At 71.9% G+C, this 15601-nt stretch carries 16 protein-coding genes and 1 pseudogene; 2 read left to right on the top strand and 15 right to left on the bottom strand.

What is annotated here, in order from left to right; all coding sequences use genetic code 11:
• Positions 1-81: 81 nt before the first annotated feature.
• A complete protein-coding gene (locus AC08OX_RS02620) occupies positions 82-399 on the bottom strand; it encodes a hypothetical protein (protein ID WP_476606323.1) in 318 nt (105 codons plus the stop codon).
• Positions 400-669: 270 nt separating this feature from the next.
• Here AC08OX_RS02620 and AC08OX_RS02615 point away from each other — a divergent pair, with 270 nt between their 5' ends.
• Positions 670-1344, top strand: coding sequence for an LON peptidase substrate-binding domain-containing protein (locus AC08OX_RS02615; protein ID WP_476606322.1), 675 nt, complete (start codon positions 670-672; stop codon positions 1342-1344).
• A 61-nt stretch (positions 1345-1405) separates the two neighbouring features.
• On the opposite strand, the gene AC08OX_RS02610 is transcribed toward AC08OX_RS02615, so the two are convergent.
• The 7 genes from AC08OX_RS02610 to AC08OX_RS02580 all read right to left on the bottom strand — a co-directional run bounded on the left by AC08OX_RS02610 (position 1406) and on the right by AC08OX_RS02580 (position 7714).
• Positions 1406-2134: a hypothetical protein gene (locus tag AC08OX_RS02610; protein WP_476606321.1), complete on the bottom strand. Its 729-nt coding sequence runs from the start codon at positions 2132-2134 to the stop codon at positions 1406-1408.
• A 165-nt stretch (positions 2135-2299) separates the two neighbouring features.
• Entirely contained in the window at positions 2300-3193 is an 894-nt protein-coding gene (locus AC08OX_RS02605) for an ABC transporter permease (protein ID WP_476606320.1), read from the bottom strand.
• Between the two features lie 13 nt (positions 3194-3206).
• The gene (locus tag AC08OX_RS02600) at positions 3207-4169 is read right to left on the bottom strand and encodes an ABC transporter ATP-binding protein (RefSeq protein WP_476606319.1); all 963 of its coding nucleotides are present in this window, start codon (positions 4167-4169) and stop codon (positions 3207-3209) included.
• A gap of 49 nt (positions 4170-4218) precedes the next feature.
• Positions 4219-4863: a DUF6308 family protein gene (locus AC08OX_RS02595; protein ID WP_476606318.1), complete on the bottom strand. Its 645-nt coding sequence runs from the start codon at positions 4861-4863 to the stop codon at positions 4219-4221.
• A 190-nt stretch (positions 4864-5053) separates the two neighbouring features.
• Complete coding sequence (locus tag AC08OX_RS02590) at positions 5054-6133, bottom strand: hypothetical protein (protein ID WP_476606317.1); 1080 nt, start codon at positions 6131-6133, stop codon at positions 5054-5056.
• Complete coding sequence (locus AC08OX_RS02585; RefSeq protein WP_476606316.1) at positions 6130-7077, bottom strand: RluA family pseudouridine synthase; 948 nt, start codon at positions 7075-7077, stop codon at positions 6130-6132. The genes AC08OX_RS02590 and AC08OX_RS02585 overlap by 4 nt, the downstream gene beginning before the upstream one ends.
• On the bottom strand, positions 7058-7714 hold the full coding sequence (locus AC08OX_RS02580) for a signal peptidase II (protein WP_476606315.1): 657 nt from the start codon (positions 7712-7714) through the stop codon (positions 7058-7060). The genes AC08OX_RS02585 and AC08OX_RS02580 overlap by 20 nt, the downstream gene beginning before the upstream one ends.
• 520 nt (positions 7715-8234) lie before the next feature.
• Here AC08OX_RS02580 and ileS point away from each other — a divergent pair.
• Positions 8235-11450: an isoleucine--tRNA ligase gene (ileS, locus tag AC08OX_RS02575; RefSeq protein WP_476606314.1), complete on the top strand. Its 3216-nt coding sequence runs from the start codon at positions 8235-8237 to the stop codon at positions 11448-11450.
• 15 nt (positions 11451-11465) lie between these two features.
• Here the strand turns inward: ileS and AC08OX_RS02570 are convergent, their stop codons facing one another.
• From AC08OX_RS02570 to AC08OX_RS02540, 7 genes and pseudogenes are all read right to left on the bottom strand, one after another.
• Complete coding sequence (locus AC08OX_RS02570) at positions 11466-11621, bottom strand: hypothetical protein (protein ID WP_476606313.1); 156 nt, start codon at positions 11619-11621, stop codon at positions 11466-11468.
• An 85-nt stretch (positions 11622-11706) separates the two neighbouring features.
• Positions 11707-12657: a DivIVA domain-containing protein gene (locus AC08OX_RS02565; protein ID WP_476606312.1), complete on the bottom strand. Its 951-nt coding sequence runs from the start codon at positions 12655-12657 to the stop codon at positions 11707-11709.
• Positions 12658-12751: 94 nt separating this feature from the next.
• A complete protein-coding gene (locus AC08OX_RS02560; RefSeq protein WP_035730579.1) occupies positions 12752-13006 on the bottom strand; it encodes a YggT family protein in 255 nt (84 codons plus the stop codon).
• A 76-nt stretch (positions 13007-13082) separates the two neighbouring features.
• Complete coding sequence (locus AC08OX_RS02555) at positions 13083-13625, bottom strand: cell division protein SepF (protein WP_476606311.1); 543 nt, start codon at positions 13623-13625, stop codon at positions 13083-13085.
• 10 nt (positions 13626-13635) lie between these two features.
• Positions 13636-14571 carry a YggS family pyridoxal phosphate enzyme gene (locus AC08OX_RS02550; RefSeq protein ID WP_476606310.1) on the bottom strand — a complete coding sequence of 312 codons (936 nt, stop codon included), beginning with the start codon at positions 14569-14571 and terminating at the stop codon, positions 13636-13638.
• Entirely contained in the window at positions 14568-15251 is a 684-nt protein-coding gene (gene pgeF / locus AC08OX_RS02545; protein ID WP_476606309.1) for a peptidoglycan editing factor PgeF, read from the bottom strand. The genes AC08OX_RS02550 and pgeF overlap by 4 nt, the downstream gene beginning before the upstream one ends.
• Positions 15252-15274: 23 nt before the next feature.
• Positions 15275-15601, bottom strand: a pseudogene (locus tag AC08OX_RS02540) (cell division protein FtsZ); the annotation flags it as partial.

Genomic DNA, 15601 nt, shown 5'->3' with positions numbered 1-15601 from the left:
TGAGCCGCCGCGCGGGGTCATCCGGCCGGCGCCGCCCCGGGTGGCCGGTCGGGCGGGAGGTACCCTGGCGTGTCCCAGGGCTCACCACCTGCGGGATCGCAGGTGCTTGGCGCCCCTCCGCGCCAGCCAGCCGTCGACGAACAGGCTCTCGGCTGCGGTAAGGGTCTCCCGCAGCACCGGGGGAACCTGATCGATGAAGACCCCGCACACCCCGGGCAGGGCAGCCACCTCCGGCGCCCGGGAGGGGGGCAGCGCCACGAGAGCCAGCCGGGGGCGCAAGGCCGAGGTCACGGTGCCGAGGACAGCCAGTTCGGCCAGTGGGTCGACATCCGTGCCGGTCGAGAAGCCCCGGTCCGGCCGATGGAAGACGACCAGTAGCTCCGGCTCGGTTTCCCACACCGGGCCATTCTCCCGCGAACGGACCCGGATGGAAGGTCCCCAGGCACCGACGGTCCACCGCCCGGGCTCCCGGTCCACCGCCCGAACCCGCGCCCGGTGAGAATCACAGCCCTTCGTGGATGGACACCATGGCTACCGGGGGACAGGGTTGGGACAAACGTCCGACTCCTGGTCGTGGACCCGCCCCAGGCGGTCCTCGCCCGACCGCCGCCGGCCGCTTCCGGTCCCGTCCGGGGCCGGAGAGGGCAGGGCAGGAAGAAGGCACCGCAGTTGAGCGAGCGGCTTCCTCTGTTCCCACTCGGGACGGTCCTGCTCCCCGGGCTGGTCCTACCCCTGGAGATCTTCGAGGAACGGTACCGGATCTTGGTGCGGAAACTGCTCGCGCAGCCCGCCGACCAGGTCCGACGGTTCGGAGTGATCGCCATCCGGCGAGGCCGGGAGGTGGGTCCGGCCCTGCCGGCGATCCACGACGTGGGCTGCACCGCCGTGCTGCGGCGCGTCCAGGAGCACTCCGACGGGCGGTTCTCGCTCATCACGGTGGGCGGTGACCGGTTCCGGATCCGCACGGTGGACCGGCACAGCGAGCCCTACCTCGTCGGGGATGTCGACTACCTGCCGGACGACGTCGGCGACACCGACGACACCGACGACACCGTTCCGGCGGTCCAGCGTCTGCTCCGAACCTACGCCGACCGGCTCGCCGCCACCGGCACCGTGCAGATCTCGCTGCCGGACCTCCCCGACGACCCGATCGCCCTTTCGTACGTGATCGCCGCCGCCGCCGTCACCGACGTCACCGAACGTCAGGGGCTGCTCGCCGCGCCGGACGCGGCCAACCGACTGCGGGCCGAACGGGCGCTGCTCCGCCGGGAGATCGGCCTCCTGGAAAAGATCACCACCATCGGATCGAGCGAGTTGCGCCGAGTCGATCCCAGCCCGAACTGACCCCCGCCCGAACTGACCCCGGGCCGAACCGTGGGACGTTCGCCACCCGGGGGATCGACGCTCAGTCCCCAGCCCCGACCTCAGCCCCAGTCCCGTGGCCGGGCGCGTCGCCGGGCGCGGTCGGACCCCGCCTGTCCTCGGCGGCGTCCGACTGGGCCCGTGAGGTCACCCACAGCCCGACGAGGAGCACGAGCAGGGCGGCCACCGGCATGACAAAGTAGAGCCCGCCCGCGCGGACCTTCATGTCCACCAGGCCGGTGAGCAGCGGAGAGGCGTCCTTCGGCAGCGCGTGCAGCAGCTGGGGCGAGCGTCGCTGGTGGCCGATCCAGCCGGCGATCAGCGAGCCGCCGATGCCGCCGGCGGCGAGCCCGACCGGGACCGGCCATCCCCCGTCCCGGACCCGCCAGCACGCCACGGCACCGCCGATCACGCCGGCGACCGCGCAGATCAGAGCGAACCGGACGTCGATGTCGCTCTGGACCGTAAACGCCGATTCATGCCCGTCCAACGCCACGGCAAGATCCAGATGGGGCGCGGTCGCGGCCCAGAGCAGGCCGAGCGGGAAGCCGGCGAGCGCCATCGCCGCCGCGCAGATCAGGCCGGCGACGGCCGCCGAACGAGCACCGAACGCCCGGCCCGGGTTCCGCCCGGGCGGCGCCGGCTCACCGGCCGCGGGGACGGCGATCGCCGGATCGAGGGTCGGCTGACCAGGGTGGTGCGGCCCGTCCCCGAGTGGGATAGACAGCGCGGCCGGCTCGACTCCGCGGATGCCCGACGACCGCTCCATCATGACGCGCTTTCTGCCACTGGCTGTCTGTCCCCTCGTCCCCGGCCTACCAGCATCCCCGGCCTACCAGCGCATTGTCGCCGACCGGCCGCAGGCCGTTGACCCTACCGCGCCGGTCGGTCCCGCAGCGGTCCTGCTACTACGCTGGCCCCGCTAACTATGACGCCCTCAGGACGTGCCGACACGGCGCAGTGCCATCGCCGCGACAGACAGCGCCGCCATCCCGACGGCGGCGCAGATCCCGAGGTCGAGGACCACCTTCGCCCAGTCGACACCGGGTTGGAAGGCTGCCGCGAGGGCGTCCACCGCGTAGCTGCTGGGCAACGCGTCCCGCGCCCAGCGGCCGACCTCGGGCAGCCGGCCGGAGGGGATCACACCGAAGAACAGCACGATGCTCATTCCGAGCTGGCCGGCGACGGTCGCGAGCTCCGGCCGAGGGGCGAGCAGGCCAATCGCCGCCCCGAGCCCGGACAGGCAGATCCCGGCAAGCGCCACGACGGGCAGCAGCAACCACAGGCCGGACAGCGGCAGCCCGTAGAGCAGCGCCCCCAGCACCGCGGTGACGACAGTGCCGGGCGCCGCGAAGGTCGCGTACGAGGCCGCCGTGCCCAGCACCACCGCGACGCCGGACACCGGCAACGTGAGGTAGTAGTCCAGGGCACCGGCCGCCCGCAGCACCCCGAACCGCTGGGCCAGCAGGTTCAACGCGACGAAGGCGACCACGAGCACCGTGGAACCCGCCACGACCTGCCCGGCGGCCGTGGTGTCGCCGACGTCGAGGATCCCGCGCAGCAGCACGAGGATCCCGACCGACTGGAACGACGCGACGAACAACAGCGGGATCCGTCCCACCTTGGAGCGGGCGAGCTGCCCGCGGTAGACCGCACCGAACGCGGTGCGGAACGACGTCGGCGGCGGCAGCTGCGGCGGGGCACTGCTCGGCGGGGCGGAGGCCGACGCCGGCCGCGTGGCGGGAGCCGGGCGGCCATCCGCGACCGATGGCGCCGGCACCCCGGGTGCCCCGCCACCGGGTGCCCCGCGCGCGTCCGGAACGACGGTCACCGGAAAATCACGATCATGCGCGCTCCAGGTCCCGCGACCTGCCGCCGAGGGTGAGGTACACGTCCTCCAGCGAGGGGGTGGCGAGACTGAAATCGTCCAGCGCAGCGAACGCCGGGCCGGCGGTCAACCGGCCGAGGGCGTCACGGGCCGCGGCCGGAGCCAACCGGATGGTCCACCGCCGTCCGTTGACCACGGCGAGCGCGGCCAACGTCGCGACGGTGGGGTCGTCCGCGGGCGGGTCGTGGCGCCACGCGAGGTCGAGCCGGACGTCACCGGACAACGATGCCTTGAGCTGGCCCGGAGTGTCGCAGGCGATCACCCGCCCGGCATCCAGGACGGCGACCCGGTCAAGCACCGACTCTGCCTCGAGGACGTTGTGCGTGATCAGCAGGACGGTGACACCGACGGTGTCCCGGCGACGTTGCAGCGCCGACCACACGGCCCGCCGGGCGACGGGGTCGAGGCCGGTGGTCGGCTCGTCGAGGACGAGCATCGGCCGGTCCCCCACCAGGGTGGTAGCGACACACGCCAGCCGGCGTTGCCCACCGGACAGCTTCGACAGCGGGCGATGCGCCACCGCCTCCAGACCGAGCTCGCCGAGCACGGCGTCACGGACCGCCCGCACGGCGGGGCGGGGGACGCCGCGCATGCGGGCGGTGGTCGCCACGGCGGTGGCGACCGGCAGCTCGGCCAGCGCGAGATCGTCCTGGCCCAGATAGGCGGCGAGCCGGGCCGGCAGACCGCGGGCGGCCAGCACGTCGCGGCCAAAAAGGGTGATCGTGCCCGCGTCCGGCCGCAGCAGACCCATCAACTGGCGGACCAGCGTGGTCTTCCCGGCGCCGTTCGGCCCGAGCACCCCGAACACCTCGCCCTGCCGGACGTCGAGATCGATTCGATCATTGGCGAGAACGGCATGCTCACCCGTCCCGTGCCGCCGGGTGAGCCCGCGGACCGCGTAGCTCAACACATCGACCATTGTCGCAGTCGGAGCCGGTCGATGGTCCCGGGCCGACAACGGGCGCTGATCACACCGCGCTGCTCATCCACACCACGACGTCGAGCATCCGCAGCGGGGTGATCGGGGGACCCGCGACGGGCACCAGCGCCCCGAGCCGGCGGAACTCCTCGGCGTTCTCCCGCAGGTCGTACTGCATCGCGCGGATGAGCAGGCCCATGTACTGCCGCCAGGACCGCCCGTCCCGCGGCGACGGCGGGACGCAGTCCTCGTGCTGGTAGAAGATCCTCACCTTGGAGTCGAACAACGGGACCAGGGCGGGCCGCTTGCGGTGCAGCACCTTGGCGATGAGGGAGCCCTTGACGTCCCGGTCGGAGACGTCCGGGTCGTCGAGGGGGTCGTAGAGCGCTGCGACCAGATCGAGGGTGACCTCGTCGGCCTCGATGAGCTCGATGCCGGGAGGAAGGCTGTCCAACGCCCGCTGCAGCAACGGCATCAGCGCGGTGAGCGTGTGCATCCGATCCAGGTCCACGTGCACGCCGAGCAGGCATGGGGCCAGGAGATCCCCGGTGCACAGCAGATCCGGATCACTATTGGTGACCAGGCCGTCGTAGTACGGGTAGGCGTAGCGCAGACCTCGCTTGCGCGGCCCCAGGTACTCCTCGAGCAGGCTCTCCGCGTCGAAGACCTCCCGGGTGCCCTTCGCCAGCTTCAACCTGGGTCTCCTCATCATGATCCGTGAACTCCCCGGCCGGTCGCAACCCCAGGTGACGAAGCCGGTCTCGCCCCTCATCCTCTCCTGTCCCGGTCGACGATGGCGCAGGGGTCGGATGCCACGCCAGAACGGTCACCGTCCGCCACCCGTGCCCGGCACGCCGTCCGATCATGCGGACGGCTCGACCGGATCAGCGACGACCCGGGGACAGTGGGATGAATCTCACACCCGGCGGCCCGCTTCCCGGTGGGGCCGGGTCCACCACCCGCACCCGGGGATCGGTCGCGAGCTGCGAGAGCCGGCCGGCCGGGGCGCGGACCACCGCGGCGAACAGACACCCGCACCCGGCCCGCAGGTCGTTCGCCGCCCGCCGCTCGCGGTCAGCGGCGGCGGTGTCGCCGACCTGTGTGTCGGCGGCGGCTCGGGCATCCGCCTGGGCCGCCGCCGACCCGAAGGCCGCCCGGACGTCGGCCACCGGATCGCGCACGACGGCCTGCTCCTGTTCACCCCCGATACCGGCGGTGAAGAACACCTGGACGGTCCGGAAGTCGCCGAACACCGCGAGCAGGTCGGCGGGGGTGCGGGGCGCGGTGAGACTGGCCACGGCGTAGAGATCGGCGCCGGGGGCGGCCGAGGTCAGCAACGCGAGGTTCTGCCGGCTGGCGCCGAGGTAGTCGGCGACCGGGTCGTTCGGCCCGGGGCCGATCGTCACCGCGGGCAGCGCGGGCGCCACCGGCTGGTCGGGCACCGCCGGCTGGTTCGCGGACGTCGGCTGGTTCGCGGACGTCGCTGCCTGCCCGGTCGCCGAGGAGGACGGTCCGGACGACGGAGCATGATCGACGCCCTGCAGGATCGCGGCCGTCGCGCTCACCACGATCAACGCGACGAGTCCGAGGACGAGCATCCGGACGCCCCAGTCCACCACCCCGCCGGGCGTGACTCCGGCCACGTCGAGCAGGGCCGGCGGACCGTCATCGTCGTCGGAGCCGGCAGGCGAGGGCCGGACCCGGTCCCGGGTCCGGCGGACCCGACCGATCTCCCGCTCCGCCAGGCCCACCATCCACGCCCGGACGATCGCGATCGCGCGAGAGGTCGCCGGCAGCGTGCGGGCGTCGACCCGATCGAGCAGCGCCCCCAACCCGTGGACCGGTGGGCGCACGGTGGACCACCCCCGGCCGGCGGGGGCCGGGGCCGGCACCGCTCCCCCGGGTGCCGCGGGAGCGGGCACCGGCGCCGAGGTCGCCTCCCCGAGCGTCGCCGGCTCCGTCATGGCTGGTCCCGCAGCCGTTCCACCGCCTCGGCCAGGTCAGCCGGGTCCGGACTGGTGAACTCGACCCGTCCGCCGTGACCGGGATGATCGAAGGACAGCCGCGCCGCGTGCAGCCACTGGCGGGCCAGGCCGAGCCGCTCGGCGAGCGTGGGATCGGCCCCGTAGGCGAGATCCCCGACACACGGGTGCCGCAGGGCGGACATGTGCACCCGGATCTGGTGGGTGCGCCCGGTTTCCAACCGCACGGACAGCAGGGAGGCGGCCCGGAAGGCCTCCTGGAGGTCGTAGTGGGTGATACTCGGCTTGCCGTCCGCGACGACGGCGAACAGCCCCGGCCGGCGCGGATGCCGGTCGATCGGGGCGTCCACGGTGCCCCGCAGCGGATCGGGATGGCCCTGCACCACGGCCCGGTAGTGCTTGTCCACCGTACGGTCACGAAACGCCCGTTTCAGCAGGGTATACGCGCGCTCGCTCTTGGCGACCACCATCACCCCGGTGGTACCGACGTCGAGACGGTGCACCACCCCCTGACGCTCGGCCGCGCCCGAGGTGGAAATGCGGTATCCCGCGGCGGCCAACGCCCCGATCACAGTCGGTCCGGTGAAGCCGGGCGCCGGATGGACGGCGACCCCGACCGGCTTGTCCACCACGATGATGTCGTCGTCGTCGTAGAGAATGCCGAGAGCCTCGACCGGCGTGGGTTCCACCGCCACCGCCACCGGACGCGGCGGAGCGGGCAGCCGGACCTCCAGCCAGGCACCGCCGCTGACCCGGTCGGACCGGCCCCGGACCTTCCCGTCGAGGCTCGCCTGGCCGTCGTCGACGAGCGCGGCGGCCACGGTCCGCGACAGCCCGAACATCCTCGCGACCGCCGCGTCGAGACGGACGCCGTCGAGCCCGTCCGGGACCGGCAGGGAGCGCAGGTCACCGCCCGTGATGGTCACTGCCCCCGCCGGGGGGATGATGCTCGGCGTAGCGCGTGCCGTCCAGACCCACGCCGCGCAGGGACAGGATGACCGCGAGCACGCCGCCGCAGACGATCGCGGAGTCGGCCACGTTGAAGATGGGCCAGTAGTGGAGGTGGACGAAGTCCACGACGTGACCGCGCAGGGGACCGGGCGAGCGGAAGAGGCGGTCGGCGAGGTTGCCCACCGCCCCGCCGAGCAGGGCGCCGAGCACGAGAGCCCACCCCACCGACCGCAGCCGGCGGGCGGTGAACACCACCACCGCGACCACGGCCAGGGCGACCAGGCTGAGTAGCACCGTCGCGCCGCCCGCGAGGCTGAAGGCCGCTCCGGAGTTGCGGGTGAGCTCCAGGTCGAGCAGGCCGGGGATGACCTCGACAGGCCCCCGGTCGGACAGGGTGGCCACCGCGACATGCTTGGTGAGGATGTCCGACAGCAGGACGATCGCCGCCGCGACCGTCAGCGTGGCCACCGCCCGGCGGGAACCGGCGGTAGGGCAAGCCTCGTCCCGCCCGCGCGGCACCGGCGTCGACCCCCCGGGCGGGGCCGAGGGCTTCGTGGACATCGCCGGCGCGACGGACCCCGCGCCCGGGGTGACGCCCCCCGGCGCGGTCACCGCGTGATCGACGGGATCTTCGGACACACCGCTCCCGATGGTCGGCACCTCTCCTACCGGACCACTCTACGGCCCCGAGTCCCGACGATGAACCGGCCGCGCGGCGAAGGGCCGAGCCGGGGACGGGACCACTCGTCCCGCTGAGCTACGCTGATGGACAGCGGTACGGCGTGGACGGGGACGAGTAGCGGCGGGCGCAGCCCGAGCGAGCCGGGGTCGGTGGAAGCCCGGTGGCCAGCGCGTCGCGAAGATCACCCCCGAGCCGCCGGAAGAACGGAATCCGGTCGACCATCGGGTCCCCAGTAGATCCGGCCGCCGCGAGGACAACGAGGGGCCATCCCTCGGCCCGATCCGGCCGAGCGGGTGCGCAAGGAGGGTGGTACCGCGGTACCCCCGGTCCGGGCAGGACAGGCGGCCGGCGCATCGGCCGGATGGTCACGCCCGGGGCCGGTGAGGCGTCGTCCCTCCGTTGGAGAACCAGCCCGACGGAGATTACGACTATGGAGACCGGGTCCCCACGATGAGCACCCCTCTGCGGCATCCCACCTTCGCTCCGCTGCCCGCCCAGGTGGACCTGCCCGCCCTGGAGCGGGAGACGTTGGCCCGCTGGCGCGACACCAAGGTGTTCCACCGTTCGCTGGAGGCCACCGCGGACCGCCCGCTGTGGGTTTTCTACGAGGGCCCGCCCACCGCCAACGGCAGGCCGGGGGCGCATCACGTGGAGGCCAGGGTCTTCAAGGACCTGTTCCCCCGCTACCGGACGATGAAGGGCTACCACGTTCCCCGGCGGGCTGGCTGGGACTGCCACGGGCTGCCCGTCGAGCTCGCGGTCGAGAAGGAGCTCGGCTTCACCAGCAAAAACGACATCGAGGCGTTCGGCATCGCCGAGTTCAACGCCCGGTGCCGCGAGTCGGTGCTGCGCCATGTCGCGGACTTCTCCGCGATGACCGAGCGGATGGGCTATTGGGTCGACCTCGATGGCGCCTACCGCACCATGGACACCAGCTACGTCGAGAGCGTCTGGTGGTCGCTCAAGCAGATCTTCGACCAGGGCCTGCTGGTCGAGGACTTCCGGGTCACCCCGTACTGCCCGCGCGACGAAACGCCGCTTAGTGACCACGAGGTGTCCCAGGGCTACTCGGACGTCGACGACCCCTCGGTCTACGTCCGTTTCCCGCTCGTCGCCGACGCCCTGGGCCTCGCCGGGCAGGGTGCGCAGCTGCTGGTCTGGACGACGACCCCGTGGACGCTGGTGTCGAACACGGCGGTGGCCGTTCACCCGGAGGTGGAGTACGTCCTGGCCCGCGCGGGGGACGGGGAGTTGTTCGTCGTCGCCGAACCACTGGTCACCGCGGCCCTCGGCGAGGACGCCGAGATCGTCGAGCGGTTCCGCGGGGCGGAGCTGGCCGGTGCCCGCTACACCCGCCCGTTCGAGCTGCTGGCGGCCGAGCGGTTCGCGGCCGGCACCGGCGTCCCACACTCGGTCGTGCTCGCCGACTACGTGACGACCACGGATGGCACGGGCCTGGTCCACCAGGCGCCAGCGTTCGGCGCGGAGGACCTCGCGGTCTGCCGGGCGAGCGGGCTGCCGGTGGTGAACCCGATCGGGACGGACGGTCGCTTCCTCGCCGACGTCCCCTTGGTCGGCAGGATGTTCTTCAAGGATGCCGACGCGCCGCTGACCGCCGACCTGCGCGAGCGGGGCCGGCTGTGGCGGGCATCGACGTATACGCACAGTTATCCGCACTGCTGGCGCTGTCACACACCGTTGATCTACTATCCGCTGCCGTCCTGGTACATCCGGACCACCGCCATCCGCGACGAGCTGCTCGCGCAGAACGAGCGGACGACCTGGCATCCCGAGCGGATCAAGACTGGTCGGTACGGCGAGTGGCTGCGCGGCAACGTCGACTGGGCGCTGTCCCGCAACCGATACTGGGGGACACCGCTGCCGGTCTGGCGCTGCGACGACGACCCCACCCACCTGGTGTGCGTCGGGTCACTCGCGGAGCTCTCCGAGCTCGCCGGGCGGAACCTGGCCGACCTCGACCCGCACCGCCCGTTCGTCGACGAGGTCACCGGGACCTGCCCGACCTGTGGCGGCGTCTCGCACCGGGTGCCCGAGGTGATCGACGTCTGGTATGACAGCGGCGCGATGCCGTTCGCCCAGTGGGGCGCCCCGCACCACAACCTCGAGGCGTTCACCCGGCAGTACCCGGCGCAGTACATTTGCGAGGCGATCGACCAGACCCGCGGCTGGTTCTACACGATGATGGCGGTCGGCACGCTGGTGTTCGGCCGCTCCTCCTACGAGACAGTGCTCTGCCTCGGCCTGCTTCTGGACGCCGACGGCCGCAAGATGAGCAAGCATCTCGGCAACGTGCTCGATCCCTTCGAGCTGTTCGAGCGGCACGGCGCGGACGCGGTCCGTTGGCTGATGCTCGCCGGCGGCTCGCCGTGGGCGGACCGCCGGGTGAGTCACGAGGCGATCGAGGACATCGTCCGCAAGGTCCTGCTCACCTACTGGAACACCTCGTCGTTCTTCGCTCTCTATGCCGGGGCAGCCGGCTGGCGCCCAGCCGCGGACCCGGCCGCGGACCCGGCCGCGGGCGCGACACCGCCGGTCCGACGGCACGTGCTGGACCGCTGGGCGCTGTCCGAGCTCGCGGCCACCGTCGCCGAGGTGAACGATGCGCTGGAGAACTTCGACTCGCTGCGGGCCGGGCGGCGGATCGCCCGGTTCGTCGACGACCTGTCCAACTGGTACGTCCGCCGGTCCCGCCGCCGGTTCTGGGCCGGCGACGCCGACGCCCTGAGCACCCTGCACACCTGCCTGGACGCGCTGACCCGGGTGATGGCGCCGTTCACGCCGTTCCTCACCGACTGGCTGTGGTCACGACTGTTCGCCGACACATCCCCGCAGACCCCCGACTCGGTGCACCTGGCCGCCTGGCCCGAGCTCCCGGCGGGGCTGCACACGCCGGAGCTCTCGGAGCAGATGGATCTCGTCCGGCGGATCGTGGAACTCGGCCGCGCCGCCCGGGCCGCCAGCGGGGTGCGCACCCGCCAGCCGTTGCCGCGGGCGGTCGTCGGCGCGAGTGCCTTTGACGAGCTCTCCCCCGAGCTGATCGCACAGATCACCGAGGAGCTCAACGTGACCACGGTGGAGCCGGCGACCTCGGAGGTCGTCGACATCTCGGTGAAGCCGAACTTCCGGGCGCTGGGGCGGCGCTTCGGCAGGAACACCAAGGCGGTCGCCGCGGCCATCGCGGCCGCCGGTCCTCCCGTCAACGGACGGCTCACCGTCACCGTTGACGGGGAGGACGTCGAGCTGTCCGGGGACGAACTGATCATCACGGAGACGCCGCGGCAGGGCTGGGCGGTCACCGCCGAGTCCGGGCTCTCCGTCGCCCTCGACCTGGAGATCTCCCCGCAGCTCGCCCGCGCCGGGCTCGCCCGCGACGTCGTCCGGGTGCTCCAGGACGCGCGCAAGGCGGCGGGGCTGGAGATCACCGACCGGGTGGACGTCTCCTGGGCTGCGACGCGCGAGGAGACCACGCTCGCTCTGCGTACCCACGGTCAGACGGTGGCCGAGGAGGTGTTGGCGGTCTCCTTCACCGAGGCGGCCCGCACGGAACTACCTGCGGCGCAGCCGCGCGAGACGGCAGCCCGCTCGGCAGCCGAGGAGCTGGGCCTGGCGTTCACGCTCACCCGGCACGAGACGACCGGCAGCTGAGACCGAGGCTCGGGGTCAGCGAGAGGCCCGGCGTACTGCTCCCGCCGGGAGCAGCGCCGCGGCGGCCAGCGTCAAGATCAGGGACGCATAGACGAAACCGCTGCCGGCGAGGATGCCGACCACCGCAAGAACCGTACACAGAGCAAGAACCTCTCCACAAAGCGTCAGCATCTCTCGATCACCCCATCACGAGACCGGCCGTCGGCTCCGGGGCCGAGGGCCACGCCGGACCCGCCGAGGGCCGCGCGGTGGATGATCAGAACTCCTGCATTCCCGGGGTGTCCCGCCGGGTGGCATCCATGTCCGGCCGGCCGTGACCGTTGTCGCGGGCCATGGCGGCGCCGGCGGGCAGGGGCGGACCGGGCGGGAAGGTCGGCTGGTGGGCGGGGCTCTGCGCAGCGCCACTGGGCCCCATGCCCACCGCGGGCGGCGTGGGTCCACCACCCGGGTTGAGGCCCGGTCGCGGAGGCCCGCAGGCACCGACGGCCGGCTGGGTCGGCATGCCGTCCAGGTCCCGCAGCTGCATCTCCAGGTAGGCCCGCAGCCGGGTGCGGTACTCCCGCTCGAACGCCCGAAGCTGCTCGACCTGGCCCTCGAGACGACGCTTGTCGTCCTCCAAGCCGCCGAGCTGCTCGGCCACGTGCGCCCGGGCCTCACCGATGATGCGGTCCGCGTCCGCCCTCGCCTCGCGGCGAGCGCGTTCGGACTCCGTGCGCGCCTCGCGCAGCGCCTCGTCCGCCGTGCGCTGGGCCAGCACGAGGGTACGGGCGACCCGCTGCTCGATGTCGGCCTCCACCTGCGGGTTGCCGCCGGCGCGGGCGGGCGGTCCGGAGGTACCCACCGCCGAGATCACCGTGGTGGGGGCGCCGCCCTGCTGCAGCGCGGGGGGCTGCGGCTGCTGGCCCCGCTCCCGGGCAGCCTGGGCGGCCTGGGCCTGCGCCTGGCCGATCTGGCGACGCGCCTCGTCGAGCTGGCGGCGCAGGCCCTGGTTCTCCTCAAGGATCTGCGCGGGCACGCCCGGACCACCACCGCCGGAACGCCGGGCCTCGTCGAGCTGCCGGCGCAGGTCGCTGTTCTCGTCCAGCAGCCGCGTCAGCTCGGCCTCCACCTCGTCGAGGAAGGTGTCGACCTCATCCTCGTTGTAGCCCGTGCGAAACCTCGTCGGGCTGAAGACCTTGTTCTGAACGTCCTGTGGTGTCAGAGCCACGTCGCCTCCTCGTGCGGCATCGCCGCTCCCCGAAGAGAGGGCGGTCTGCGGGCAGTCTGCCGCGCCCGCGCTCGCGGTGTGCACAACAACCCCGTCACAGCCTCTGCGCATAGCTTCGAAGCACGATGACCACTAGGAAGAGCAGCAGGAACCCGAGGTCAAGCGCAACGCTACCCACCCGCAACGGCGGAAGAAATCGCCGGATGAATCGTAACGGAGGGTCAGTCACCGTGTACACAATCTCGAAGACCAGTACCAGGGGGCCGGTCGGGCGGAACGATCGGCTGAGGGCAAGAACCAGATCGATGATCCATCGTGCTATCAGGAGCAACAGATAGACCGTCAGCACCCAAAAGATCAAGCTTCCTACTGTGCTGATGGTGCTCTCTCCTGAGAAACGGGGGGGACGCGATCACGCCCCCTGACTATGACTGGTTGTAGAAGCCACCCTCACGGATGCGTCGCTTGTCCGTCTCGGTGACCTCGACGTTGTGCGGCGAGAGCAGGAAGACCTTGTTTGTCACCTTCTCGAGGTCGCCCCGCAGCCCGAAGATCAGACCTGCGGCGAAGTCGACCAGCCGCTTGGCGTCGGCATCGTCCATGTCGGTGAGGTTCATGATAACGGGCGTCCCGTCCCTGAACTCCTCGCCGATCTGGCGCGCCTCATTGTAGCTGCGTGGCTGAAGCGTGGTGATCCGGTAGGGGTGCGACTCCTCCACCGCGGCCACCCTGCGCATCGGCACGGGACCGGCGGGACGCAGCGGTTCGACCGGTGGACGTCGCGGCATGGCGACCGGCTCCTCACGTGCGTCTATCCGACGGACCGTACGGTCCATCGGAACCGGTTCGTGCATAGCACGCCGGTCGTCACGACCGACCGCACGACCGTCGTCATAGTCGTCCTCGAGATAGTCCTCATCCTCCTCGGCCAGACCGAGGTAGACCATCGCCCTGCGCCCGAGCCCCATGGGCGCGACTCTAAGGGACACCAGGCCGTTCACCGAACAAAGCGGTGCCGATCCGAAGGTGTGTCGCGCCTTCGGCCACAGCGTCCTCAAGATCTCCCGACATGCCGGCACTGATGACGGTGGCCTGGGGATGCCCCACCTTCAGGCGTTCCGCCACCTCACGCAGTCGCGCGAACGCAGGTCGTGGCTGCCCCCTCCGGGGGGCGACAGCCATCACGCCTCGCAGGGCCAGTCCCGGCGCCTCCTCGACAAGATCGGCCAGGGCGGAAAGGCCGGCCGGATCGATCCCTCCGCGCCTCGAGCCGGCGATCGACGCGCCGATCTTCCCATCGGAAGCACCAGGGAGGTCCAACGAGACCTGGAGACAGATCGACAGCGGGCGACCGCGTTCCATCGCCAGCCGGGAGAGCACTGGCACCAGGCTCACCCGATCCACTGACTGCACCCAATCCGCCCAACGAAGAACGGATCTGGCCTTGTTGCGCTGCAGTTGTCCCACGAAATGCCAGATCGGATCGCCGGAACCGGTGGCACCGGAGGACGAGCCGTCACCGGTCCCCTTGGCCGGGACGCTCCGTTCCCCGCCGATCAGCCGGGTGACGAGACTCACCTTCGGCCCGGCTTCCTGCTCCCGGTTCTCGGCGAAGTGCCGCACCCCGAGCGTGTGCATCATCACAACATCCTGGGGTGGGTAGGTTTTACTGACCGCAATGAGGGTGAGGTGGTCCGGATCACGGCCCGCTGCCCGGGCCGCCCCCACGATCCGAGCCCGGACCTCGGCCAGCCGCTGCGTCAACCGGTCCAGGCGCGCCGGATCGAGCTCGATCGGGGCGGGTCGGTCCGGTCCGGGTCGGTCCGGGGCGGGTCGGTCCGGGGCGAACGGTCCGTCGGACTCCCCCGAGCCGGATGCGCCATGCCTCGCGGGCACCTCGGGCCGGTGGATCATGGCGTCGGCCCGAGCCAGACCAGGCCGGCGAAGCGTCCCGTCCGACCCTCTCGACGGTAGGAGTAGAGCTCCGGATCCTCGGCGGTGCATCGAGCAGAAATTGTTATATCGGTCACACCGGCGGCGGCGAGTTGACGACGGATACCGGCACGCAGGTCGATCGCCGCGGTGCCGACGCGGGTGGTGGCCGCACTCCCCGGCACCTGGGTATCCACCTCGCAACGAAGATCCTCCGGCACCTCGTAACAGCCGGCACAGATACATGGACCGATGGTGACACGGAGCTCGTCCCGGACGGCGCCGAGCCGCTCGAGGGCCCCAAGAGTGGCGTGTATCACGCCATTGGCCATCCCAACCCGGCCGGCGTGCGCCACTCCCACCACCGCGGGGGCCTCGAACAGCACCGGTGCGCAGTCGGCAACCATCACGGCGAGCACGAGGCCGGGGACATCGGTCACCAGCGCGTCCGCCTGTGGCGGCGGCCCGTGCCGACGCAGCACGGCGACCTGCCTCCCATGCACCTGCCGCATGTACTGGACCGGCATCCGCAGCCGGTCGACGAGCCGGCGTCGGTTGACGGCGACGGCCTCGTCGGCATCCCCGACGTGGTCGCCCAGATTGAGTCCCTCGAACGGCGGGTCGCTGACCCCGCCCGAGCGCGAGGTGACGAGAACCGGCATGCCGGAAGTCTGCCTGGCACCGGCTACTTGAGGAAGTCCGGCACGTCCAGCTCGTCGTCGTCGGCCACCGGCCGCACCGGCCGGCGAGGCGGGTAGGTCGGCCGGGGAGCAGCGCGCGGCGGCTCCGGGCGGTGCTGACCATAGGCCTGATCGACCGGCGGCTCCACCGGTTCACGGTCCGGCGGGGCGAGGCGAGACTCGCTCGTCGGGATCACGGTCGATTCGGCCGTGGCGACCGCAGCGGGTTCGTTCGAGGCCGGCGCCCCCGGCAGCGGTTCCGGGTGGTAATGACCGACGTTCGACGGCGCGATCGGCGGCGGGGGTGCCTGCAGGTAGCTCGGTGTGGGCGG

The organism is Frankia sp. CoBUL1 (genome assembly GCF_978021245.1).
This window is presented reverse-complemented; position numbering and strand designations above follow the sequence as displayed.